We start from the raw sequence: 22,422 nt of genomic DNA on the forward strand, positions 1-22,422 counted from the left end.
GCTAGAAAAAATTCCTAACTCCGGCGCAAAGACCAACACCGACATCGGAAAAACTTATATGCAAGCGATCAGAATATTACTCTTTGCCTTTCTACCGATATTTGCAGACCCTGCTTTTTCGCAAGTCCTTTCCAGAAATGAGGCAATCGCGCTTACCCGGGATTTACGCTTTCCCAAAGCGTGGCACATGTCCAAAAACATGAAACCAGTTAGCAAAGACTATCCAGATAGCTACTGCACCGTCTTCCACTCTACAAAAACGAAGAAGTGGCTAGGCGAACTATGTATCTCGTCTAACAAGGACTTTATTTGGGCGATGGGTTTCGCCGAGACAGTCCCCGACGAAGAACGTTGGGGCGATCGGAATGAGCAGCAGATCGGCTATTACACATTTACCCCCCTCTTCACTTATCCAATGACACCCCTAATGGCCGATCCGATAAAAATTTACGCTGCCGAGTCAGACTGTTATCTCGACGACGGCCCGGTGTATCGAGCTACCAGCATGTGCCATACGGCGCTTTATGAGCTGCGTCCCGGCGTCTTCATCTTCAGCGCCTTTGACTTCTTCGACAACGTCAAGCGCAAGCAAAAAGCGCAACTATCAGACATCAAAGACCTATGGATTCAAGTAGGAAACAGGATCAAAAGAGAATCAAGGTACTGAATCACCGCAATACCCCACCGTTTTCTCCGACTGGCCCGTCGCTAGGCTCCGGGCCATATTGGGCAGCACCCGCTCCACCCGGACCAGTCCCATTAATCTCTCGCAAGATCAACCCACCTGATAAACCCCCTTCAACATCTTCCGCACAATCGCCTCAAAGAAAATCACCGCAAACCCGTCATTGCGAATGAGCTGCTGCGTCAGGTCCGCGCATTTCTGCCTTACCGCATCCGGCAACAGCTGATCCTCGCCCGCCATCGACCGTCCCGCCACCTGGATCTCGGCGGCCCGCTGCACCGTCCACAGCAGGAAGAAGGCACGCTGGATATCGCTCTCGCAGACTGCCACCCCGTGATTGCGCAACACCAGAATGTGCTTGTCCCCGAGGCTTTGCAGCATGCGCTCCTTCTCTTCGGCAAACAGCGTAATGCCCTCGAAGGCGTGATACCCAATGCGCCCGAACAATTGCGCCCCATAGAAATCGTTGTGCTCGAAGCCGCTCTTCTTCATCGTCACTGCCGAGATCGGCGTGGTATGCGTATGGATCACGCAGCGCAAATCATCACGCGCACCATGGATGGCACTGTGCAGTGCAAACCCCGCCGGATTGGCCTTGTAGTCCGATGGTTCGGCCAGTTGCCCATCCAGCCCCACCTTGAGCAGGTTGGCCGGCGTCACTTCGTTGTAGTTCAGCGCAAAGGGATTGACCAGGTAATGATGCTCCGGCCCCGGCACGCGCACCGAGATGTGGTTGAAGATCATCTCCGTCCAGCCCAGGTAATCCACTAGCCGGTAACAGTGCGCCAGCTGGATGCGCAGCGCCCATTCTTCATCACTGCAGTGGGATGGCTTATCTGCGTCATAGCTGAATTGCATGATATTCATCAATTTGACTCCTGAATCCGAAAATGAGGTGATCGCGCTCAGGCGGCCCGTGCCGCCGGCTGCGGTTGTTGTGTCTGCTGCGCTCTCTGTTGTCCTGTCTGCCCTGTCTGCTGCTGCGCCGCCTCCCCGCGAAAACGCGCCAGCGACACGATGGCCCGCGTGATCGGCATCGGGATGGCATAACGCTCGGCCATCTCCAGCACCGCATCGCCGATGGCCGCCAGCTCCAGTGGCCGCCCGCGCTCCAGATCCTGCAGCATCGAGGTGCGGAAGGCCCCCATGGCCTCGCCCAGCTGCAGGAAGGTCAGCGGGTCGATATCCACCCGCGCTCCATGGCTGGAGGCCACCAGCAAGGTCTCGCGCATGATCTGGCTGACCACCTCGCGCAGCTCCGGCAAGCCGTACAACTGCTGCAGCGTGCCCTGCGTGATGACCGACAGCGGGTTGGTGCTGATGTTGGCGATGATCTTGGTCCACAGCTTGTCGCGGATGCGATCCGTGGCGCGGGCTTCGATGCCGGCCGCTTCCACCGCCGCCCGCACGCGCATGAGCCGCTCGCTCATCTCGCCGGAAGGTTCACCCAGCACCATCAGGTGCGGATTGACCGAACGGATCACGCCCGGGCTCTCGACCTCGGCCGTGATGAAGAGCACGCTGCCGATCAGCCGTTCCAGCGCAACCGCGTTTGACAGCGCACCATCCGGGTCCACGGCCTTGACGGCCTGGCCATCGAAGCGCCCGCCCTCGCGGTGGAAATACCACCACGGCACGCCATTGTTGGTCGGGATCACCACCGTCTCTTCGCCCACCATGGGCGCGATCTGGGGCAGCAGGGCTGACATATCCTGACTCTTGGCGCACAGGAAAATGACGTCCTGCATGCCGAACTCCGGCAACTGGCTGGCGGCCGGACGGGCGTGGGTGGTGCCGTGCAGGTCATGCAAAGTCAGGCCGCGCTCGCGGATGGCCTGCAGCGTCTGGCCGCGCGCCAACACGCTGACCTGATGGCCGGCGGCCGACAGGCGCACGGCCAGGGTGCCGCCGATGGCGCCGGCGCCGGCGATGCAGATGCGCAAGGGTTCAGCAGGTGATGCAGCAGAGGGGGAAGTTGCGTTGCTCATGGCAATCACTCAATCACTCAATCAATCGATCAGGAAAATGTTCAGCCAGCCAGCTTGTCCTGGTGCTTGCCGGACAAGCCCAGGTAAGCCTCGATCACGCGGCGGTCATGGGCCAGTTGGCTGGCCGGGCCGTGCATGCGGATCTCGCCGTTCTCCAGCACGTAGCCATAGTCGGCCACCTGCAGCGCAGCGCGCGCGTTCTGCTCCACCAGCAGGATGGAGACGCCGCGACGGCGCAGCTCGGCGATGATGCGGAAGATCTCGCGCACGATCAGCGGGGCCAGCCCCAGGCTGGGCTCGTCCAGCATCAGCAGGCGCGGTTTGGCCATGAGCGCACGGCCCACAGCCAGCATCTGGCGCTCGCCGCCCGAGAGCGTGCCGGCCTGTTGCGTGCGGCGTTCACGCAGGCGCGGGAAGAGCGTATAGACCTCTTCCAGCGTCGCCGCATAGTCGCGCTGCCCGGTGCGGTAACGCTGGAAAGCCCCCAGCATCAGGTTGTCCTCGATGTTCATCTCCGAGAACAGCTCGCGCTTCTCAGGCACCAGGGTCATGCCGGCCGCCACCATCTCTTCGACCTCGGGCGAATGGCGGATGGTGCCGTCAAACGCCATCGCCCCGCGCGAGGGCAACACCCCCATGATGGCCGACAGCAGCGTGGTCTTGCCCGCGCCATTGGGGCCGATCACGGTGACGATCTTGCCCTGCTCCACCGAGAGGTCGATGCCCGACAGTACCTGCACCCGGCCATAGGCCGCCGACAGGTCGCGTACTTCCAATACCTTATTGCCCATGATGTGCTCCTGCTGCGATGGCATTGCCCGCGCCCTCTTCGACTGCGGCGCCCTCTTCCTCGTCGGCCACGCCCAGATAGGCTTCCAGCACGGCGCGATTGTTCTGGATCTCTTCGGGCAAGCCCTCGGCGATCTTCTGGCCGAAGTCCATCACCACGATGCGGTCCACCAGTTCCATCACGAAATCCATGTCGTGTTCCACCAGCAGGATGGCCATGCCTTCGCTGCGCAGCTTGCGCAGCAGGTCGCCCAGCGCCTGCTTCTCGCCCAGGCGCAACCCCGCTGCGGGTTCATCCAGCAACAGCAGGCAGGGATCGGCGGCCAGGGCACGGGCAATTTCCAGGATGCGTTGCTGGCCCAGCGACAAGGCTCCGGCCTGCTCGAACATCTGTGCTTTCAATCCGACACGTTCGATCTGGCGCGCCGCTTCCGCCAGGATGCGCGCCTCTTCCTGGCGATCCAGACGCAGCATGGACGACAGCACGCCGCGCTGGCCGCGCAGATAGGCACCGATAGCGACGTTCTCCAGCACCGTCATGCGCGGCATCAGGCGTACATGCTGGAAGCTGCGGCTCATGCCCAGCCCGGCGATGTGACGCGAACCGCGACCGGTGACCTCATGGCCGCGGAACTGCACGCTGCCCGAGGTCGGTGTATCGACACCGGAAATCTGGTTGAAGAGCGTAGACTTGCCCGCCCCGTTGGGACCGATCAGGGCCAGCACTTCACCGGCCATCACCTTCAGGCTCATGTTGTTGTTGGCCACCAGGCCGCCGAACTTGCGGGTGACGTCCCGCACATCCAGCACCACTTCCTGCGGCGCAGGCATGGGACGGCGCGGCAGGGTTTCGGCCTGCGGATCGATCTCCAGCCGGCGGCTGCGCACCGGCACCAGGCGTGCCAGGTAAGGCCACAGCCCATCGCGCGAACGCTGCAGCAGCACCACGATCAGGAGCCCGAAGACGATGGTCTCGAAGTTGCCCGAGCGCCCCAGTACCACCGGCAGGATGCCCTGCAGCCATTCCTTGAGCACCACGATCAAGGTGGAACCCAGCACCGCGCCCCACACATGGCTCGCTCCGCCCAATACCGCCATGAACAGGTAGTCGATACCGAAGCCCAGCCCGAAGGGCGAGGGATTGACGAAGCGCTGCATGTGCACGTACAGCCAGCCCGACAGGGCCGCGAGCACGGCGGCGATCACGAAGACCACGATGCGCATGCGCGCCGTATTGATGCCCATGGCCTCGGCCATCACGATGCCGCCCTTGAGCGCACGGATGGCGCGGCCCTCGCGCGAATCCAGCAGATTGCTCAGGGCCGCCACGCCCAGCAGCACGGCCACCCAGATCAGGCCAAACATGGCCCGGTCGGAACTGAGCGCGATGCCAAAGAACGTGATCGAGGGAATGCCCGACATGCCGGTCTGCCCGCCCATGCTCTCCAGCGTACCGAAGATGAAATACAGGCTGATGCCCCAGGCGATGGTGCCCAGCGGCAGGTAGTGACCGGAGAGCTTGAGCGTGACGCTGCCCACCGCAAAGGCCAGCACGGCCGTCAGCACCAGAGCCACCACCAGCGCCACCCAGGGCGATTGCATCCATAGCAGCGCATCGGGCAGCGGCAGGATCTTGGCCGACAGTGCCGCCGAGAAGTAGGCACCCAGACCGACGAACGCCGCCTGCCCGAAGCTGGTCAGGCCGGCCACGCCGGTCAGCAGCACCAGTCCCAGCACCACCAGCGAGGCCAGGCCGATGTTGTTCAACAAGGTCATGGTGAACGGTGGCAGCACGAAGGGCGCAACCGCCAGCAGGACCACGAACAGGCCCAGCGCCGCGCGCGAGGACAAGCGCGCCATCGGACGTTTGGAAGAAGAGGTGGAGGCAGCGGGTTTCATTCTTCTTCCTCCACGTGACGGGTCGAGAGAGAACGCCATAGCAGGATGGGAATGATCAGCACGAAGACGATGATTTCCTTGTAGGCACTGGCCCAGAAGGTCGAGAAGGATTCGATGAGGCCAATGGCCAGTGCGCCGATGGCCGCTACCGGATAGCTGACCAGCCCGCCGATGATGGAACCGACGAAGCCCTTCAGGCTGATCAGGAAGCCGGAGTCATAGTAGATCGTGGTGATGGGCGCGATCAGCACGCCCGACATCACGCCAATGAGTGAAGCCAGCAGGAACATGGCCTTGCCCGCGAACACCGGCGAGATGCCCATCAGGCGCGCGCCCATGCGGTTCAACGCAGCAGCGCGCAAGGCCTTGCCATAGAGCGTGCGCTCGAACATCAGGAACAGCCCCACGATGAGCAGCAGCGACACGCAGATCACCCACAGCGCCTGACTGGAAAAGCGCAGGCTGCCCAGTTCCAGGCTGGCCTCGGTGAAGGGCGCGGTGCGTGCGCCTTCGGGGCCGAACACCAGCAGCGCCACGCCGACCAGCGCCACGTGCACGGCGATGGAGACGATCAGCAGCACCAGCGGCGAGGCCGAGGCGATGGGCTGGAAGGCCATGCGGTACATCAGCGGCCCCATCGGCACCAGCAGCAGCAGGGTCATGGCGATCTGCGCCAGCATGGGCAAGGTGGCGAAGTTGAGATTCAGGGCCAGTCCCGCCACGACCACCGCATACACCAGCTTGGCCGGCAGCCACAGACTGGGGCGGCGGCGGCTGGTGCGCCACATGTCGTAGAGATCGAAGGCACAGGCGCCCAGGCACATGGCCACCAGCAGCCAGGCGACGGTGAGCGGCTGGCCGTTCTGCATCATGCCCATGGTGAGCGCGCCGAAGGAGACGAACTCGCCCTGCGGGATCAGGAGGATACGGGTGACGGTAAAGACCAGGACGATGGACAGCGCCAAGAGCGCATAGATGGCACCGTTGGTGATGCCGTCCTGTCCCAGCAGCGCCACGATTTGGAGATTCATTGCGACTTCCTTGTGGAGCCGGCGCGCGCTGCCATCCAGCCGGGAACGACGCGCCAGGTTCGGGATGCGGGTGGAGGTGGAACACTGCGCCCGCCCGGCGTGGAGGCCGGACCGGCGCAGCAGGCGTGGTCCTTACGGCTTGAGCAGGGTCCAGTTGCCGCCCTTGACGGTGATGAGCTCACGACCACGTTCATCGAAACCGCTGTGGTCCGCCGGGCTCATGTTGTAGACGCCCTGGGTGCCGACCACTTCCTTGGTGCTTTCCAGTGCATCGCGCAGGGCGGCGCGGAATTCCTTGCTGCCCGGCTTGGCCTTCTTCGCGGCCACAGGAATGGCTTTCTCCAGCAGCAGACCGGCGTCATACACGTTGGCACCGAAGGTGGCGGGCACGGTGTTGTACATCTTCTTGTAGGCCTCGATGTACTCGGTGGCGACCTTCTTGGAGGGATTGCTGTCCGGGATCTCGGGCAGTACCAGCATCAGGCTCGCGGCCAGGATGGTGCCCTCGACCTTGTTCTTGCCCAGCTGCAGGAAGGCCGGCAAGGCCGCGCCATGGGTCTGGTAGATCTTGCCCTTGTAGCCCTGGTCGAACAGCGTGGTCTGCGGCAGCACCGTGGCCGCGCCAGGGGCCGCCACCAGCACGGCATCCGGGTTGGCAGCGACGATCTTGAGCGTCTGCGCGGTGACCGAGGTATCGGTGCGCTGGTAGCGCTCATTGGCCACAATCTTGATGTTGTTCTTGGCCGCCAGCTCCGTGAACACCTTGGCCCAGTTCTCACCGAAGGGATCGTTGACGGCGATGAAGCCGGCCGTCTTGACCTTGCTCTTGACCATCTGGGCCACCAGCGCGCTGGCGATCAGGTCATCGTTCTGCGTGGTCTTGAAAACCCACTTCTTCTGCTCCGTCATCGGCAGCACCACGGCCGCCGTGCCCACCGGGGCCAGCATCGGCACGCCGGCTTCGGCCGCAAAGGAAATCACGCCCATGGCATTGGGCGAACCGCTGGGGCCGATGATGGCATCGACGTTGTATTCGGCGATCAGTTTCTTGACTTCGGTGACCGACTTGGTCGGATCGCTGGCATCGTCCAGCGAGATGTATTCGATCTTCAGATCACCGGCCTTGGCCGGCAGCAGCGGCACGGTGTTCTTCTGCGGAATGCCCACCAGCGAGACCGGCCCGGTGGAGGAGGTCACGACCCCGATCTTGACCTGGGCAAAGGCAGGATTGCCGGCGACGCTGGCGAGGGTTCCGGCAGCGGCCAGAACGGCAGTGGCGGCGGTGGCAATCAGGCGTTTGTGCAGCATGTGTTTCTCCCTTGTTGGTTGAGATGATGGCGGGCTTCCCCACGCCGCCACCGATCTGGGACAGCAATCTGGCATCGGCACCAGGCCGATCTTCATCAACGCATGTAGAGCCCGCCGTTGATGTCGAGGCAGGCCCCGGTGGCCGAACCCGCATCGGGCGAGGCCAGCAGCAGCACCGCATCGGCGATGAAATCGGGTTCGCCCAGCGTCTTCACCGGAATGGTGGCGATGGTCGCGGCCAGCTTGTCGGCCGGCACGATCTCGCGCACGATGGGCAGGTCCAGCGGGCCCGGCGAGATGGCATTGACGGTCACACCGGCGCCTGCGAGTTCACGGGCAAAGACCTTGGTCAGGGTCAGTACCGCACCCTTGGCCGCCGCATAGTGCGCACCGGTGGCGGTGCCGCCGTTTTGCCCGGCCAGCGAGGCGATGTTGATGATGCGTCCGTAGCCGCGATCGGCGAAGCGTTTGCCGAACACCTGGCACGCAAGAAACGTGCCTTTCATGTTGATGGCAGTGACCTCGTCCCACTCCTCGGGAGTGATCTCCATCAACGCTGCCACACGCGAGCGGCCCGCATTGTTGACCAGCACCGCCGCCCCGCCCCAGCGCAATTCGATGGCGTCGCAGGCGGCGATGAAGTCCGGCTTGCGGCGCACGTCCAGCGCCAGCGGCATGGCGGTGGCCCCGCTGGCATCGAGACTGGCGGCCACTGCCGAGACCTGTTCCAGGTCGATGTCGGCCAGCGCCACCTTGTAGCCGGCGGCGTGCATCTTGCGCGCGATGCTTTCGCCGAGGCCGCGTGCGGCACCGGTGACCAGGGCAATCTTCTTGTCCATGATCAGGCACCCTGGATGATCAGGGCGCGGCCCACGCGGGCTTCGATCTTGCCGTATTTCCACAGGCGGTGTTCACCGACCATGGTGGTGCGGAACAGGTTGCAGGCCGCCACCACCGTATCGAGATCGGCCACGTCGGCCATGATGTAGAAGGTCCACGGCGCATCGTCGGACTTGCCCACCATGAGACGATCATCGTCCATGGTGCCCAGTACCTTGATGCCGTCCATGGTGGCCAGTGCCGTCATCATCTGGCCATAGGCCTGCCACACCGGACCGGTCTCGGTGGCGGGCAGGTCGAAGAAGTTTTGCGTCACGCCGACACAGAAGAGGACGCGCAGCGGTTCTTTATCATTGCTTGGGACTTGGCTCATGAGGGCTCCGGACTGAAAACTTGAAATCGAAAAAAGAAAGGACGCGGCGGCTTACAGGAAGCCCGGCATCGGCGGCACGCCCAGCGTGACTGCACCGGCACCGTCATAGATGCCCTCGCCCAGGAAGGCGTGCTGCTTGACCACGGCGGCATCGCGCAGGTAGCGCTGCAGCGGGTGGTTGCTGTAGATGGCGGTGGTACCGGCCAGGCCGAACATGGCCTGCGTGACTTCATTGCCGACCTTGGCGATTTCCACGGCGGTCAGGCGCAGCAGGCTGACCTGCTCGGGCGTGACGGGGTTGCCGGCGAGGATGGAATGCCAGACTTCGCCGGTGGCGTCGTAGAGGAAGGCGCGCGCCGAACGCAACTTGGCTTCGGCCTTGGCGACCTCGATGCGCACATAGGAACGGTCGGCCAGCTTGGGCGCGCCGGTAATGGCCACACGGCCACCGGACATCTGGTTGATCTCGTCGATGGCGGCGCGTCCCACGCCCAGGTTCACCACGGCCAGCACCTGCGCGGCATAGGCGATGGTCGGATAGCGGTACAGCGGTTCATCGATGGTGGGCACGCCGCCGCGGATGAAGGTCCATTCCTCGGGAACGAATTGCTGGCTCACCTTGAGGTCATGGCTGCCGGTACCCACCAGTCCCATCACGTCCCAGTTGTCGATGATCTCGACCTGCTCCGGCGGCAGCACGGCGGTGCGCGGCTTGGAACCGGCCTGGCCGGGCACGGCCGCACCGATGCCCACACCCAGCACATCGGCGCCCTTGCAGCCGCTGGCGAACTTCCAGGTGCCATTGACCATCCAGCCGCCCTCGACCTGCTCGGCCGGCTGCAGCGGGAACAGGCCGCCGGCGAAGGTCAGGTCCGGCCCCTTGGCATACAGCCTGGCTTGCGTTTCCCTAGGCAGAGCGGCCAGATAGACCGAGGCCGAACCGAAACTGGCGACCCAGCCGACCGAGGCATCGGCGACGGAAATGCGTTCGATCATCTGCAGGAAACCCATCGGCGAGAGACCGCTGCCGCCGAAGCATTGCGGGGTGGCGGCGCGATAGACACCGGCCTTCTTCAACTGCGCGATGAAATCCTTGGGCACGAAACGCTGCGCGGCGAATTCCTCGCGGCGCGCACGGATCTCGGCCAGCAGCGGGACCAGGGCATCTTCTTCACGGGCGGCCAGCGCGGCCGGGTTCTCCATCACGGACATTGCATTCTCCAGGTGGCTTGCATCAGAATGAAGTCGAGTGTAGGGAGCGGCGTATCCCGGTTCAATCGGGAGCGCTGCAGCTTTTTTAGGGGAATAGGTGAAGCCTTCTAAAGAAATCCCCTAGTGCCATTCCACAAAGCAGCGCCAGTGCTTCCTCCGATGCGTGAACTCATCCATGGAGGAAACACCGTCCTGCAGATCATGAAGCGATGACAGAGACGAGCGATGCCAGAACAAACCGCTGCCCCAGTTTCCCCTGCCCTGCCGGATGACAGCATCCGCTTCGGGCTGGACGATTTCCGCCGCATGATGGAAGCACTGCCCATGTGCATCATCCTGCATGACGCCCAGACCAAGTCCATCCTCTGGGCCAATCCCTCAGCCTGCCAGGTACTGGGGTTCACGCTGGAAGAACTGCTGCCGCTCAAAGCCCCGGACATGAGCCGGCAGTCGCACGAATACCGCCGCGAGATCGGCCGCAAGTGGCTGCACGATGCGGTACTCCACGGTAGCAACATGGTGGAGTGGTGCTACCGCGCCAAGAACGGCGACGAGATTCTCTCCGAGGCGATCGCCACGCTGGTACCGCTGACCGAGCGCGATGTGATCATGGTGCAGTTCCGCGATATTGCGCGCGAGGAACAGATCCGGCGCGAAATGAAAAAGCTGGAGAGCCGCCTCAAGGAATTCATGCAGGACTCCGACGAAGGCGTGACGGTGCTGCGTTCGGATGGCGGCATCGAGTACCTGAGCGACGCCGGCCGCAAGCTGCTGGGCGTGCGGCCGGGCCAGAACCCGCCGAAGAATTTCGTCGAGCAATGCCTGCCGGAGTCGCGCGATGAATTGCTGGAACTGCTCACGCTGGCGCTGCCGGATGCGATCAGCTTCCCGCTGCGCTACCAGATCCTGCGCAAGGATGGGCTGGTGCGCTGGCATCACGCGGTGTGCCGCTACATCGAGATCGAGAACGACCTCAAGGGCCACCTGCTGCACTTCCACGACATCACCGACCAGGTCGAAGCCGAGGAAGCGCGCCGCCGCGACCAGGCCTCGCTGGAATACCTGGCGCGCCACAATGCCATGGGTGAGATGGCCACCGCCATCGCGCACGAGCTGTCGCAGCCGCTGGCGGCGATCCGCAATTTCCTCGAAGGCTCGGTGTTGCGCATCAAGCAGAGCGAGGCCCTGCGCGAACAGGCCGGACAGATCGTGTGGGGGCTGGAGAGTGCCGGACGCCAGGTCGACCATGCCGCCACCATCATCAAGAGCGTGCGCGAATACGTGGTGCGGCTGGAGCAGAGCGAAGGCCTGATCGACCTCAACGCCGTGCTGGAGGAAGTGCGCTGGTTCATCGAGATGAAGGCCGCCGAAGGCAAGGTCCACCTGCACATCGAACCGGGTGCGCAGCCGCTGGTGGTGAGCTGCGAGAAGGTGCTGATCGGCCAGGTGATCTTGAATCTCGCCTTCAACGCCATCGAGGAAATGATGGCCTTTCCCGAGGGCGCAAGACATGTGCGCATCAGCACCGCGCGCAGTGCCGGCAATGCCCTGCTGACCGTTGCTGACGAGGGACGCGGCATCGATGCCGGCCACCGCGAACGGCTTTTCGATGGCTTCTTTTCTTCCAAGGTCAGCGGCAACGGCATCGGATTGGCGCTGTGCAAGAACATCATTGCGCGCCATCGCGGCGATATCTGGGCACAACCCGGAGAAAGCTTCGGCACGCGTTTCTGCTTCACGCTACCGTTGGTGGAACGCCACAACTAGGGATTCCTTTAGGCCGCGCGGGCGACGCGCCGCCTTGGTGATCGCACGCACTCGCGTGGTGAAGTTCTGCACGATTATCCCGTCATCGCGCCGATTCATGCACCGGATTCGAGAGTCGGCGACTTATCTGTCCGGCGCATGAATCGGGCTTATTCCATCTATCCGCTGCATCAATTTGATCTGGCGCAAATGCGCTTCCTATGATGGCCCCACATGACGACATGTCATGCACGCCACGCAGACCTTCCACATCTACCGGCTGCGTTCGCCGCCCGGCATCGGCCTCACCCGGTACCGAGCGCGACCATCACACTGCAACACCACAGGGAGCCTTGTCACATGAAGAAGAAACTACTGGCCGCCGCCTTGCTCGCGGCCGGCACGGGGATGGCACATGCACAGAGCAGCGTTTCCATCTATGGCCTGATCGATCTCGGCCTGACCTATTACTCCAACGCCGCCAAGACCGGCGGCGGCGGCGCGTCGCTGCTGCGCATGGACAGCGGCATCGCTCAGGGCAGCCGCATCGGCTTCAAGGGAACGGAAGATCTGGGCGGTGGCCTGAATGCCTTCTTCACCCTGGAAACCGGCTTCGGTGCCGATGACGGCAGCCTGGGACAAGGCGGTCTGTTGTTCGGCCGCCAGTCCTTCGTCGGCCTGGGCAGCAAGGACTGGGGCGCGCTGAGCGTGGGTCGCCAGTACGACTTCATGGCCAACATCGGTGGCCAGTATGCGATGGGCGCACTGTCGCCGGCCGGCTCCTTCGGCTGGGGCCTGCATGCCGATGCCGCGCACGGCACGGCCCTGAACAACCACATCTATGCCGGCGACCGCACCAACAATTCCATCAAGTACAACAGCGCCAAGTTCGGCGGTTTCAGCTTTGGCGCAATGCTCGGGCTCGGTGAAGTGGCCGGCAACAACAATGCCGGCCGCACCGTCAGCGCCACCGGCCAGTACGACAGCGGTGCCTTCAGCGGCGCGCTCGCCTACACCGACATCAAGAGCAGCAGCGGCGCTTCCGCCACCCGCATCTATGGCGGCGGTGCGCGCTACCAGATCGGTGCCTTCACACCGTTCGGCGTGATCACCCAGGTCAAGAACACCGACACCAATGCCAAGGCCACCACCTATGAACTGGGCACGGTCTATGCATTGACACCGCTGTGGGATCTGGCTGCCGCTTACCAGTTCCAGAAGCGCAACCAGGGTGTGGGCAATGCCCAGGCACTGGTGGCGACGGTGGACTACAAGATCTCCAAACGTACCGACCTGTACGTGGGCGCCGTCTATGACCGCGACAAGGGCTACAACGCGTATCCGGTCTTCGGTGGCGGCATCCAGTCGTCGACCGGCAACCAGAGCGCGCTGCGCCTGGGCATGCGTCACCGCTTCTGAGCACGGGCTACTTGAGGAGGGAAGGCCGCCGCCGACATCCGGTGGTCTTCCCGCAGGCAGGGAGAACGGCCCGCCGCGTTGGCGGGCCTTCTGCTTTCCGGCGCAACGGATCAGCTGCTGCGGCCGTAGCTCTGCAGCATGTCGATGACGATCTGGCGCAGCCAGGTATTGCCGGCGTCGGCATCGAAGGCCGGATGCCAGTGCAAGGTGATGTCCACCGCCGGCAGCTTGACCGGCAGTTCGTAGGAGAGGAATACGTCCGGGTGCTCGCTGTGGAAAAGCTTGGCGATGCGCGCCGGGACGGTGGCCACCAGATCGGATTTGCCGAGGATGCGCGGCAGCACGGTGAAGTGCGGGATCGACAGGCTGATCTTGCGCTGCACGCCGAGATTGCGGAAGGAATTCTCGACCTGGTGATGGCTGCTCTCGGCCGACTCGACCAGGACGTGCGAGAGCGCCAGGAATTCGTCGAGCGCCAGTTGTTCACGCGCAGGCAGGGCCGGACGCTTGCGCATCATGCAGACATAGGTTTCCCGGAACAGCAGTTCATGACAGGTCACCGCCTTGAGCGCGGGCAGGTTGCCGAAGGCGAAGTCGAGCTGGCCGGTGCGCAGCGCTTCTTCCAGATGCGCGGGAGGGACCTGCTCCACCTGCAGGCGCGTCTGCGGGGCCTGCGCGGTCAGCAGTTCGCACAGCTGCGGCAGGAACATCATCTCGGCCACGTCCGTCATCGAGGCGCGGAAGACGCGCGTACTGGCGGCCGGGTCGAAGCGCTCGGTATAGCGCAGCGCATCCTGCACCGCCTGCAGCGCGCGGTTGATGGGCTTGGACAGTTCCAGCGCGGCGGGCGTGGGCTGCATGCCCTCCTTGGTGCGGATGAAGAGCGGGTCATCGAAGATCTGCCGCAGCCGTCCGAGCGCATAGCTCACGGCGGGCTGCGACAGGTGCAGGCGGTTGCCGGCCAGGGTCAGGCTGCGTTCGTCGGCAATGGCCTGGAAGACCCGCAGCAGGTTCAGGTCCATGTTGTTGAAGGTCGCCATAGCAGTCTCCGGAGGGGGTCGCGCGGGGGCCTGGGCCCGATGAGTCACATCAAGGAAAGCGGCGATCACTATCCATGCCGCTTATGTGAAAAATATTTTACATCAATTTGATCTATTTTAAGGCGACTTTTAGAATGCTTCACATCAGCCAAGGAAACCGCCTGCATGCCGCGCCCGACGTGGATTGCCAGCCTGGTCGGCCCCATTTGAACGGATGCGCCATGAGCCCCCAGCCAAGTTCTTCCTCTCCCCTGCCGACACCGCGCAAGCGCAATGGCCAGGCCGCCCTCGCCGCCCTGCAGCAGCAGGCGCGCATCGCCTGCCTGGGAGCGGCAGGATGAGCAACACTTCAGCACGCACCGTCCCCGGCACCGGCCACGCCCTGCTCTCGCGTTTTCACCTCGGTGGCAGCGGCCCGACAGTGGCCATCAAGGATTGCATCGACATCGCCGGCCAGCCCACTTGCGGCGGCAGCGCCGCCCTGGCCGATGCGCCGCCGGCTGCGGCGCACGCCGACGTGGTTCGCAAGTTGCTCGACGCCGGCTGGCAGCTCACCGCCCGCGCCAACATGCACGAGCTGGCCTACGGCATGACCGGCATCAATGACTGGAACGGCACCGCCGTCAATCCGCAGGACGCCAGCCGCATGACCGGTGGCTCCTCCAGCGGCTCGGCCTCGGCCGTGGGCGCGGGCTTGGTGGATATGTCCATCGGCAGCGACACCGGAGGCTCGATCCGCCTGCCCGCGGCCTGCTGCGGCGTGATCGGCTTGAAACCGACCTTTGGCCGCGTCAGCCGCGCCGGGGCCTATCCGGCGGTGAGCAGCCTGGATTGCGTGGGCCCCTTTGCGCGCAGCATGGATCTCATCATCAGCGCCATGGCCAGCATCGCGCCCGGTTTCGACCGCGCTGCCGCCACCGCTACGGCAGCACAGGCCCGCGTCAAACTGGTAACGGTACAGGCCGATCCCGAGATCGCAGAGGCCGTCACCGCTGCCTTCGCCGCCAGCGGCTGGACGGGCGATGCCTGGACCCCGCAGCACATGCACGCCGCCTTCGAGGCCGGCATGACCCTCATCAATCGCGAAACGCATGACGCCTTCGGCCACCTGCTGGGCCTGGGCAAACTAGGTGCCGACATTGAGAAGCGCCTCTCGGCCGCCGCCGCCACCAGCGATGAAGCGGTGGCCCAGGCCGAAGCCGTGCGTGCCGCCTTCAGCGCCGAAGTCGACGCCGCGCTGGCCGACGCCGATGCGCTGTTGCTGCCGACGCTGCCGTCGCTGCCGCCGACGCTGGAAGCGATCCGCCAGGGTGCCTCGGTGCTGATGCTGTCCTCGCTGGTGCGGCCCTTCAACCTGTCCGGCCATCCGGCCCTGAGCATTCCGGTGCCGATGGCCGGCAGCCCGCTGAAAGCCGGGCTGCAACTGGTCGGCCGCAAGGGCGATGACGAACGCATTTGCGCACTGGGCCTGCATCTGGAACAGGCACTCAGCCAACGCCCCTGACACGCACTGCCCCGACAAGCTCGCCCAATCAACACTGACAACGACTGCAAGCCACTGGAGAAAGCCATGAACGCACCGCTACGCTTCCACCCGCGCAAGACCGATTCATCCTATGCCGACCTGGTACAGGATGCGGTGGTGGACCCTTCGCTCTACACCGATCCGGCCATCTTCGAAGCGGAGATGGACAAGATCTTCTACAAGACCTGGATCTGGGTTGCGCATGAAAGCGAAATCAAGAATCCCGGCGATTTCAAGACCGCCCAGATCGGCCGCCAGCCGGTGATCGTGGTGCGCGACAAGACCGGCAAGATCAACGTACTGGAAAACCGCTGCCGCCACCGTGGCGCCACCGTCTGCGAAAAGCACAAGGGCAATGCCACCGGCTTCACCTGTCCCTACCACAGCTGGTCCTATGGCCTGGACGGCAAGCTGCGCGGCCTGCCCTATCCGGAAGGCTATGAAGACGTCATCGAGAAGGCCGACCTGCCGCTGCAGAGCCTGCGTGCGGAGAGCTACAACGGCATGATCTTCGCCTCCTTCAACCAGGAGATCGAACCGCTGTCGGACTTCCTCGGCCATGCCAAGAAGTGGATCGACCTGTTCATGAAGCAAGGCGCAGGCTTCCCCGTGAAGGTGCAGGGCGAGCACAAGTTCAGCTTCAAGGGCAACTGGAAGATCCAGCTGGAGAACACCACCGACGGCTATCACTTCCCGGTGGTGCACAAGACCTTCCTGTCGTCGGTCGATGAAGAGACTTCCGAGATGCTGTCCTTCATGACCGATGACCAGTCCATCACCCGCTCGCTGGGCAATGGCCACAGCGTCATGATCATGGTGCCGGAACACGTGGACCTGGATGTGGACGACGGCAGCGAACAACTGCAGGAGCGTTTCGCCCACGTCACCGAAGAACTCTCCAAGACCATGCCGCCGGAACAGGTGCGCCGCATCGTGCGTTCGCTGCACGGCGCCGGTTTCAACCTGAACCTGTTCCCCAACGTGGCCATGTCGATGTCCTTCTTCCGGGTGCTGCATCCGGTGTCGGTGGGCGAGACCCAGATCCGCCACGTGGCCCTGGGCATGGACGGCGGACCGGAGATCGCCAACCGCGAACGCCTGCGCATCCACGAACACTTCCAGGGCCCGTTCGGTTTCGGCAGCCCCGATGACGCCGAGGCCTGGGAACGCGTGCAGGCCGGTTCGCACGCCGGCCGCGATGCACCGATCCTGGTCAACCGTGGCCTGAACCGTGAGTGGGTGGACGACAACGGCGACAAGGTGTCGCACTCGACCGATGAAACCGGCATGCGCGAAGCCTATGCCATGTGGAAAAAGATGATGGAGAAATGACCGATATGAACCAACACGACACCCTGCAAGGCATCCCCGCGCCCATGGCGCGTGCCATCGCCTTCATCTGGAAAGAAGCTGAACTTCTGGACAAAAAGGACTATGCCGCCTGGCAAGCCCTGTGGACCGAAGATGGTTACTACGTGGTGCCCATCGATCCCGACACCACCGACTACGCGGCCTCACTGAACTACGCCTACGACAATGCCCACATGCGCAAGATCCGCATCGAGCGCCTGACTTCGGGCCACGCGATGTCGGCCGTGGATGCGGCAGCGACCGTGCGCACCGTGTCGCGCTTCGTGCCGGTGCACCTGTCGGAGGAGCTGGTGGAGATCACCTCGGCCCAGGTCCTGGTGGGCTACAAGCGCCAGCAGCACACGATGTTCGTGGCCAACGTCACGCATCGCCTGCGCTTCACGCCCCAGGGTCCGAAGATCGAGCAGAAGGTGATCCGCCTGATCAACTCCATGGACAGCCTCAACGCCCTGGGCTTCCTGCTCTGAGCTGGCGTACCGCACTTTCGACATTGAACCGACGAGTATTGGCCTCATGAAACTGATCGTAGACACCCTCACCGATGAAACCGGCGACATCCGTTCCTTCCGCCTGGTGCGCGCCGATGGCGCCCCGCTGCCGGCTTACGAGCCGGGGGCCCACATCGACGTCACCGGGCCGACCGGGATCATGCGCCAATACTCGCTGTGCGGTCCGCTGGAAGACCGTTGCGGCTACACCATCGCGGTCAAGCGCGAACCGGCGTCGCGTGGCGGCTCGGCGGCCTTGCATGATGCGGTCAAGCCGGGCATGGAACTGGAAGTGGGCACGCCGCGCAACCTCTTCGCCCTCGATGCCAGCGCACCGGAGCACCTGCTCTTCGGCGCAGGCATCGGCGTGACGCCGCTGCTGGCGATGGCCTATCGCCTGTGGGCCGAACAGAAGCCCTTCACGCTGCATTACTTCGTGCGCGCACGCGAGCATGCGGCCTTTGCCGATCTGCTGGAGAACGCGCCCTTCGCCGCGCAGGTGCGTTTCCACTATGCGGTCATGCCGGCGCAGATGGAGCATTACCTCACGGTGTGCCTCGAAGCCGGCAGCAAGGACGCCCACGTCTATACCTGCGGCCCCGCTCCCTTCATGGATGCGGTGGTCAAGTGTGCAGCAGCCAGCCGCAGCGAGGAGGCGATTCATCTGGAGCACTTTGCTGCACCGGTGGCCCCTGCTGCTCCTGCGCAGGGTGCTGGCGGCGGCGATGGTGCCTTCGAAGTGAAGCTGGCCAGCTCGGGCAAGGTGGTGCAGATTCCGGTGGGCATTCCCATCGTCGACATCCTGGCGCGCGAGGGCATCGTCATCGATACCTCCTGCCGCGAAGGCATCTGCGGGACCTGCGTGGTGCCGCTGCTGGAGGGCGAGCCGGATCATCGCGACAATTGCCTCTCCAAGAAGGAGAAGGCGGCCAATGACCAGATCTGTACCTGTGTCTCGCGGGCCAGGTCGGGGATGCTGGTGCTGGATCTCTGAGGCTTCCTGAAGACTCCCTCACGCCGTTCGGATTGAGTAGCCACGCAGCCGCTACTCCATCCGAACGTTTTTTTTGGGTCCAGACATGAAGGCCCGAAAGCATGAATGCCGTTCAGCATTGCGCTGAACGGCATTCATCTTTAACTCCCTGGAAAGAATCTCAGAGCGCCGTGCGCTTGACCTTGTGGAACAGCCGATTGAAATAAATGAGGCTGTCCTTCTTCTCATTGACCTTGACCTCGGCCAGCTCCACGAACATCACCGAGTGCGTGCCCACTTCCTTGAATTCGCGGATGCGCCCCTGCAGCTTGACCAGCGCATCGGCCAGTACCGGCTGTCCCAGTTCGCCCGGCTCCTCCCAGATATCCCAGCCGAAACGCTCTTCCATCGGAACCTTGGTGGCACCGGAGAAGTGCATGGCCAGCTGTTCCAGTTCATCCGAGAGCACGTTCACGCACAGCCGTCCATTTTTCTTGAACACGTCATGCATGGCGCTGCCGCGATTGATGCAGACCAGGATCGTGGGCGGCGTATCGGTCACCGAGCAGACGGCCGAGGCGGTGATGCCGCAGCGGCCGCCTTCACCATCGGTGGTGATGATGGATACCGCCGCCGGCAGGTGCGCCATGGCATTGCGGAATTCCAGTTGCTCGGCAGCAAGGGGGGCGCGCACCACGGGTGCGGATGGCGTTTCTTTTTGAATGGCGGTGGTGCTCATGGGATCTCCCTGTTATGCACGCCGATGAAGCACGGCGTTCGATGAGAGCAGGTTAAGGCATGCCCATGGTGCAGGCAATCCGTGCCACATGCCCGCCCCACAGGGGATTGCGGCAGACGATCTAGGTAAAAATACCTAGACCATCGTCAGGACGGGGGTGTTACAGTGTCGCTGATCCCAAGAATTTCAGGCCTGCTTTTTGCATAAGTCAAAGCATGACGTTTTGATTTGTGCCGACCAGTCCATCAAGAAATCGAGAGGGTCGGAAATAGCGCCGGTGCAAGCCGGCTCCATTTTGACGAGACGAGGAGTGCAGATGGAAACCAACCCGCCGGTGGTCTACATCGTCGATGATGACGAAGCCGTTCGGACTTCGCTGGCCTGGCTGTTGAGCTCGGTCAATATCCGGACCGAATGCTTCGATGGACCCGAGGCCTTCCTGAAGGCCTATGACGCCAACAGCCTGTCCTGCCTGATCCTGGACGTGCGCATGCCCGAAATCAGCGGCTTCCAGCTGCAGGATCGCCTGAAGGAAATCGGGGCCGACATCCCCGTGATCTTCGTCTCGGGCCATGGCGACATTCCCATGTCGGTGCGCGCCCTGCACAATGGCGCGGTCGACTTCCTGGAAAAACCCTACAACTCGCAGCAGATGCTGGAACGCATCCAGATGACGCTCAAGAACGTGGCCGGCAACATGCAGGCCCGCGAGCGCCGCCAGCAGCTCAAGGCCCGCCTGAAGACCCTCACCGCACGTGAACGCGAGATCCTGGAGAAGGTCATCATGGGCCAGTCCAGCAAGCTCATCGCACGCGACCTCAACATCAGCGTCAAGACGGTGGACGTGCATCGCGCCAGCGTCAAGGACAAGCTGGGCTGCCAGAGCACGGCCACGCTGGTGCGCGACGTGCTGATGGATTTCGGACCGGAATTTCTCAAGGCGGCCTGATTCTTTCTGATCCTTGCTGATCGTTCCCGAGCCTGCATGAAAAGGGCCGCAGCACGCTGCGGCCCTTTTCGATATCCGCCGTTGTGCGATTGGCTTATGCCGCCTGCAAGGCGAAGAAAGCCACTGCCCGCTTCAGTTGCGCCGCCTGGTCTTCCAGCGATTTCGCCGCTGCGGCCGCCTGTTCCACCAGCGCCGCATTCTGCTGGGTCACGCCATCCATCTGGCTCACCGCCTGATTCACCTGATGAATGCCTTCGGCCTGCTCGCGGCTGGCGGTGCTGATGTCGCCCACCAGCGCATGCGCGCCCTGCACGCTGCCGACCACTTCCTGCATGGTCTTGCCGGCGCGCTCCACCAGTTCACTGCCGGCATCGACCTTGGAGACCGAATCATCGATGAGCTGCTTGATCTCCTTGGCGGCCGAGGCCGAGCGCTGCGCCAGGGCGCGCACTTCCGAAGCCACCACCGCGAAACCGCGCCCCTGCTCGCCCGCACGCGCCGCTTCCACAGCTGCATTGAGCGCGAGGATGTTGGTCTGGAACGCGATGCCATCGATCACGCCGATGATGTCGACGATCTTGCGCGAGGAGCTGTTGATGTTGCCCATGGTGTCGATCAGTTCCTGCATCACTTGCCCGCCCTGCCCCGCAATGGAAGCCGCCGACTTGACCAGGTCATTGGCCTGATGCGCGTTTTCGGAATTGGTGCGCACGCTGGACGTGAGCTGCTCGATGGAGGCCGCGGTTTCTTCCAGCGCACCGGCCTGCTCTTCGGTACGGGCCGAGAGGTCGAGGTTGCCATTGGCGATTTCACCCGAAGCCACGGCAATGCTGTCGGCCCCCAGGCGCACGGTGGAGACCACGCCATGCAGGCGCTCGCTCATGCCTTGCAGCGAGGCCACCAGCTGGCCCAGTTCATCCTGGCCCATGGGCTGGGCGCGCGAGGTCAGGTCACCGGCGGCCACACGCTGCGAGATGGCCAGCGCCGCGTGTACCGGCCGAGTGATGCTGCGCGTGAGCAGCAGTGCGAAGGCGATGCCGCAGGCCAGGATCACGGCTTCCAGTGCAAAGATCTGCCACTGGCTGCTGGCCGCATCCTGCTGGATGTCGGCAGAGATTTCATCGATGCGGGCGCGTTCGAAATCCAGCAAGGACCGCATCGCGCCCTGGGTGTTGTTGGCGATGCCGACGTATTGCTGCTGGTAGAGCTGATCCACCTTGGCCGCATCGCCCTCCTTCTTGGCCGCGTAGATCTGGTCGCGGATGGCGAGGAACTGCTTGCGCGCCGCGTTGATGGCCGCGAACAGCTTCTTCTCTTCCTCACTGGTGAGCAGCTGCTCCACGTCCTTCAGGGTCTGTGCGGATTCCTTGCTGGAAGCCGCAGCCTCCTTGGCGAGGAAGGCTTCCAGTTCGGGATCGCGGCTCTTGACCACGGTGGTGGTGCGCTGGATCGCGATGAGCAGCAGCGTGTTCCATTGCGAGACCAGCCGTTCGGTCTTCAGCGGCACGTCCATCATCTGCTGGGTCTGCTGCGCGACCGTCTTGAGCCGCCAGATGCCGACGGCGGCGACCACCATGGAAAACACCAGCACCACGGCAAAACCCGCCCCCAGGCGCGAGCCGATACGTATGTTCTTGATCATTGCTTCTTTCCATCCCAACCATGTTGTGTATGGCGCCCCGTAGACGGACTTTCCCCGACCGTCCGGCTTGCCCCCTGATGCCCCAGCTACCCCAGCAAGACCGATGCCAGCGATTGCCAAATGGCAAGGCCGCCTTGCATGCGCTCGATTCTAGGAGCCCGCTGCCATCGCGACCATATCAAAATGCAGAAACGTGGTATGCCAATTCGGCAACGCAAGCCCGCAAACCCTTGCCGGACAAGGATAGCCTCAAACTGGCCGGGTGGAAACATTATGCAAGATAAAACATTAACGATTGTGGCACCGATGCGATGGAGGGCCGCGCCGGCCGGGCTTTGTTGGCACATCAACCATAGTGCAACTCATCCTTGGCCACGCAGCGGACCAAACTTGGGCACAATGGCC

Annotated in this window: 20 protein-coding genes; 8 read left to right on the forward strand and 12 right to left on the reverse strand. The window is 63.3% G+C overall.

What is annotated here, in order from left to right; all coding sequences use genetic code 11:
- Positions 1-58 precede the first annotated feature (58 nt).
- On the forward strand, positions 59-667 hold the full coding sequence (locus tag MKD49_RS17770; RefSeq protein WP_252696955.1) for a hypothetical protein: 609 nt from the start codon (positions 59-61) through the stop codon (positions 665-667).
- A 108-nt stretch (positions 668-775) separates the two neighbouring features.
- On the opposite strand, the gene MKD49_RS17775 is transcribed toward MKD49_RS17770, so the two are convergent.
- The 9 genes from MKD49_RS17775 to MKD49_RS17815 all read right to left on the reverse strand — a co-directional run bounded on the left by MKD49_RS17775 (position 776) and on the right by MKD49_RS17815 (position 10,125).
- The gene (locus tag MKD49_RS17775) at positions 776-1,552 is read right to left on the reverse strand and encodes a class II aldolase/adducin family protein (RefSeq protein WP_252696956.1); all 777 of its coding nucleotides are present in this window, start codon (positions 1,550-1,552) and stop codon (positions 776-778) included.
- Between the two features lie 38 nt (positions 1,553-1,590).
- Positions 1,591-2,673, reverse strand: coding sequence for a ketopantoate reductase family protein (locus MKD49_RS17780; protein ID WP_252696957.1), 1,083 nt, complete (start codon positions 2,671-2,673; stop codon positions 1,591-1,593).
- A gap of 41 nt (positions 2,674-2,714) precedes the next feature.
- Positions 2,715-3,464: an ABC transporter ATP-binding protein gene (locus tag MKD49_RS17785; RefSeq protein ID WP_034334426.1), complete on the reverse strand. Its 750-nt coding sequence runs from the start codon at positions 3,462-3,464 to the stop codon at positions 2,715-2,717.
- Positions 3,454-5,361 (reverse strand): ATP-binding cassette domain-containing protein, encoded by a 1,908-nt coding sequence (locus MKD49_RS17790; RefSeq protein ID WP_371925483.1) that lies wholly within the window; start codon positions 5,359-5,361, stop codon positions 3,454-3,456. The genes MKD49_RS17785 and MKD49_RS17790 overlap by 11 nt, the downstream gene beginning before the upstream one ends.
- Positions 5,358-6,392, reverse strand: a complete 1,035-nt coding sequence (locus MKD49_RS17795) for a branched-chain amino acid ABC transporter permease (RefSeq protein ID WP_116535770.1) — start codon at positions 6,390-6,392, stop codon at positions 5,358-5,360. The genes MKD49_RS17790 and MKD49_RS17795 overlap by 4 nt, the downstream gene beginning before the upstream one ends.
- 132 nt (positions 6,393-6,524) lie before the next feature.
- Positions 6,525-7,700: an ABC transporter substrate-binding protein gene (locus MKD49_RS17800; protein WP_252696958.1), complete on the reverse strand. Its 1,176-nt coding sequence runs from the start codon at positions 7,698-7,700 to the stop codon at positions 6,525-6,527.
- A 95-nt stretch (positions 7,701-7,795) separates the two neighbouring features.
- Entirely contained in the window at positions 7,796-8,539 is a 744-nt protein-coding gene (locus tag MKD49_RS17805) for an SDR family NAD(P)-dependent oxidoreductase (RefSeq protein WP_034334416.1), read from the reverse strand.
- 2 nt (positions 8,540-8,541) lie between these two features.
- The gene (locus tag MKD49_RS17810) at positions 8,542-8,913 is read right to left on the reverse strand and encodes a hypothetical protein (protein ID WP_039788791.1); all 372 of its coding nucleotides are present in this window, start codon (positions 8,911-8,913) and stop codon (positions 8,542-8,544) included.
- A 51-nt stretch (positions 8,914-8,964) separates the two neighbouring features.
- Complete coding sequence (locus MKD49_RS17815; RefSeq protein ID WP_121038082.1) at positions 8,965-10,125, reverse strand: acyl-CoA dehydrogenase family protein; 1,161 nt, start codon at positions 10,123-10,125, stop codon at positions 8,965-8,967.
- Positions 10,126-10,350: 225 nt separating this feature from the next.
- Between MKD49_RS17815 and MKD49_RS17820 the strand changes: the two genes are divergently transcribed.
- Both MKD49_RS17820 and MKD49_RS17825 read left to right on the forward strand, forming a co-directional pair.
- On the forward strand, positions 10,351-11,892 hold the full coding sequence (locus tag MKD49_RS17820) for an ATP-binding protein (RefSeq protein ID WP_252696959.1): 1,542 nt from the start codon (positions 10,351-10,353) through the stop codon (positions 11,890-11,892).
- Between the two features lie 339 nt (positions 11,893-12,231).
- Positions 12,232-13,290: a porin gene (locus MKD49_RS17825; protein ID WP_034337652.1), complete on the forward strand. Its 1,059-nt coding sequence runs from the start codon at positions 12,232-12,234 to the stop codon at positions 13,288-13,290.
- A 110-nt stretch (positions 13,291-13,400) separates the two neighbouring features.
- On the opposite strand, the gene MKD49_RS17830 is transcribed toward MKD49_RS17825, so the two are convergent.
- Positions 13,401-14,330: a LysR family transcriptional regulator gene (locus tag MKD49_RS17830; RefSeq protein ID WP_134221724.1), complete on the reverse strand. Its 930-nt coding sequence runs from the start codon at positions 14,328-14,330 to the stop codon at positions 13,401-13,403.
- Between the two features lie 337 nt (positions 14,331-14,667).
- On the opposite strand from MKD49_RS17830, the gene MKD49_RS17835 reads away from it, so the two are divergent.
- The 4 genes from MKD49_RS17835 to MKD49_RS17850 all read left to right on the forward strand — a co-directional run bounded on the left by MKD49_RS17835 (position 14,668) and on the right by MKD49_RS17850 (position 18,708).
- A complete protein-coding gene (locus tag MKD49_RS17835; RefSeq protein ID WP_252696960.1) occupies positions 14,668-15,834 on the forward strand; it encodes an amidase in 1,167 nt (388 codons plus the stop codon).
- A 66-nt stretch (positions 15,835-15,900) separates the two neighbouring features.
- The gene (locus tag MKD49_RS17840; protein WP_088757094.1) at positions 15,901-17,187 is read left to right on the forward strand and encodes a Rieske 2Fe-2S domain-containing protein; all 1,287 of its coding nucleotides are present in this window, start codon (positions 15,901-15,903) and stop codon (positions 17,185-17,187) included.
- A 5-nt stretch (positions 17,188-17,192) separates the two neighbouring features.
- The gene (locus MKD49_RS17845) at positions 17,193-17,693 is read left to right on the forward strand and encodes an aromatic-ring-hydroxylating dioxygenase subunit beta (RefSeq protein WP_039789766.1); all 501 of its coding nucleotides are present in this window, start codon (positions 17,193-17,195) and stop codon (positions 17,691-17,693) included.
- Between the two features lie 46 nt (positions 17,694-17,739).
- Complete coding sequence (locus MKD49_RS17850) at positions 17,740-18,708, forward strand: PDR/VanB family oxidoreductase (protein WP_121038071.1); 969 nt, start codon at positions 17,740-17,742, stop codon at positions 18,706-18,708.
- Between the two features lie 160 nt (positions 18,709-18,868).
- Here MKD49_RS17850 and hpaC read toward each other — a convergent pair whose 3' ends face one another.
- The gene (hpaC, locus tag MKD49_RS17855) at positions 18,869-19,426 is read right to left on the reverse strand and encodes a 4-hydroxyphenylacetate 3-monooxygenase, reductase component (protein WP_252696961.1); all 558 of its coding nucleotides are present in this window, start codon (positions 19,424-19,426) and stop codon (positions 18,869-18,871) included.
- A gap of 316 nt (positions 19,427-19,742) precedes the next feature.
- On the opposite strand from hpaC, the gene MKD49_RS17860 reads away from it, so the two are divergent.
- Entirely contained in the window at positions 19,743-20,375 is a 633-nt protein-coding gene (locus tag MKD49_RS17860; protein WP_034337633.1) for a response regulator transcription factor, read from the forward strand.
- Between the two features lie 94 nt (positions 20,376-20,469).
- Here MKD49_RS17860 and MKD49_RS17865 read toward each other — a convergent pair whose 3' ends face one another.
- Positions 20,470-22,017, reverse strand: a complete 1,548-nt coding sequence (locus tag MKD49_RS17865; protein WP_204725089.1) for a methyl-accepting chemotaxis protein — start codon at positions 22,015-22,017, stop codon at positions 20,470-20,472.
- Between the last annotated feature and the right edge of the window lie 405 nt (positions 22,018-22,422).

Source organism: Herbaspirillum sp. WGmk3 (assembly GCF_023952535.1).
GTDB classification, from domain to species: Bacteria; Pseudomonadota; Gammaproteobacteria; order Burkholderiales; family Burkholderiaceae_D; genus Herbaspirillum; species Herbaspirillum huttiense.

Coding starts and splice junctions, on each gene's coding strand:
- MKD49_RS17770 (WP_252696955.1), top strand. CDS start 59: ATGCAAGCGATCAGAATATTACTCTTTGCCTTTCTACCGATATTTGCA.
- MKD49_RS17775 (WP_252696956.1), bottom strand. CDS start 1,552: ATGAATATCATGCAATTCAGCTATGACGCAGATAAGCCATCCCACTGC.
- MKD49_RS17780 (WP_252696957.1), bottom strand. CDS start 2,673: ATGAGCAACGCAACTTCCCCCTCTGCTGCATCACCTGCTGAACCCTTG.
- MKD49_RS17785 (WP_034334426.1), bottom strand. CDS start 3,464: ATGGGCAATAAGGTATTGGAAGTACGCGACCTGTCGGCGGCCTATGGC.
- MKD49_RS17790 (WP_371925483.1), bottom strand. CDS start 5,361: ATGAAACCCGCTGCCTCCACCTCTTCTTCCAAACGTCCGATGGCGCGC.
- MKD49_RS17795 (WP_116535770.1), bottom strand. CDS start 6,392: ATGAATCTCCAAATCGTGGCGCTGCTGGGACAGGACGGCATCACCAAC.
- MKD49_RS17800 (WP_252696958.1), bottom strand. CDS start 7,700: ATGCTGCACAAACGCCTGATTGCCACCGCCGCCACTGCCGTTCTGGCC.
- MKD49_RS17805 (WP_034334416.1), bottom strand. CDS start 8,539: ATGGACAAGAAGATTGCCCTGGTCACCGGTGCCGCACGCGGCCTCGGC.
- MKD49_RS17810 (WP_039788791.1), bottom strand. CDS start 8,913: ATGAGCCAAGTCCCAAGCAATGATAAAGAACCGCTGCGCGTCCTCTTC.
- MKD49_RS17815 (WP_121038082.1), bottom strand. CDS start 10,125: ATGTCCGTGATGGAGAACCCGGCCGCGCTGGCCGCCCGTGAAGAAGAT.
- MKD49_RS17820 (WP_252696959.1), top strand. CDS start 10,351: ATGCCAGAACAAACCGCTGCCCCAGTTTCCCCTGCCCTGCCGGATGAC.
- MKD49_RS17825 (WP_034337652.1), top strand. CDS start 12,232: ATGAAGAAGAAACTACTGGCCGCCGCCTTGCTCGCGGCCGGCACGGGG.
- MKD49_RS17830 (WP_134221724.1), bottom strand. CDS start 14,330: ATGGCGACCTTCAACAACATGGACCTGAACCTGCTGCGGGTCTTCCAG.
- MKD49_RS17835 (WP_252696960.1), top strand. CDS start 14,668: ATGAGCAACACTTCAGCACGCACCGTCCCCGGCACCGGCCACGCCCTG.
- MKD49_RS17840 (WP_088757094.1), top strand. CDS start 15,901: ATGAACGCACCGCTACGCTTCCACCCGCGCAAGACCGATTCATCCTAT.
- MKD49_RS17845 (WP_039789766.1), top strand. CDS start 17,193: ATGAACCAACACGACACCCTGCAAGGCATCCCCGCGCCCATGGCGCGT.
- MKD49_RS17850 (WP_121038071.1), top strand. CDS start 17,740: ATGAAACTGATCGTAGACACCCTCACCGATGAAACCGGCGACATCCGT.
- hpaC (WP_252696961.1), bottom strand. CDS start 19,426: ATGAGCACCACCGCCATTCAAAAAGAAACGCCATCCGCACCCGTGGTG.
- MKD49_RS17860 (WP_034337633.1), top strand. CDS start 19,743: ATGGAAACCAACCCGCCGGTGGTCTACATCGTCGATGATGACGAAGCC.
- MKD49_RS17865 (WP_204725089.1), bottom strand. CDS start 22,017: ATGATCAAGAACATACGTATCGGCTCGCGCCTGGGGGCGGGTTTTGCC.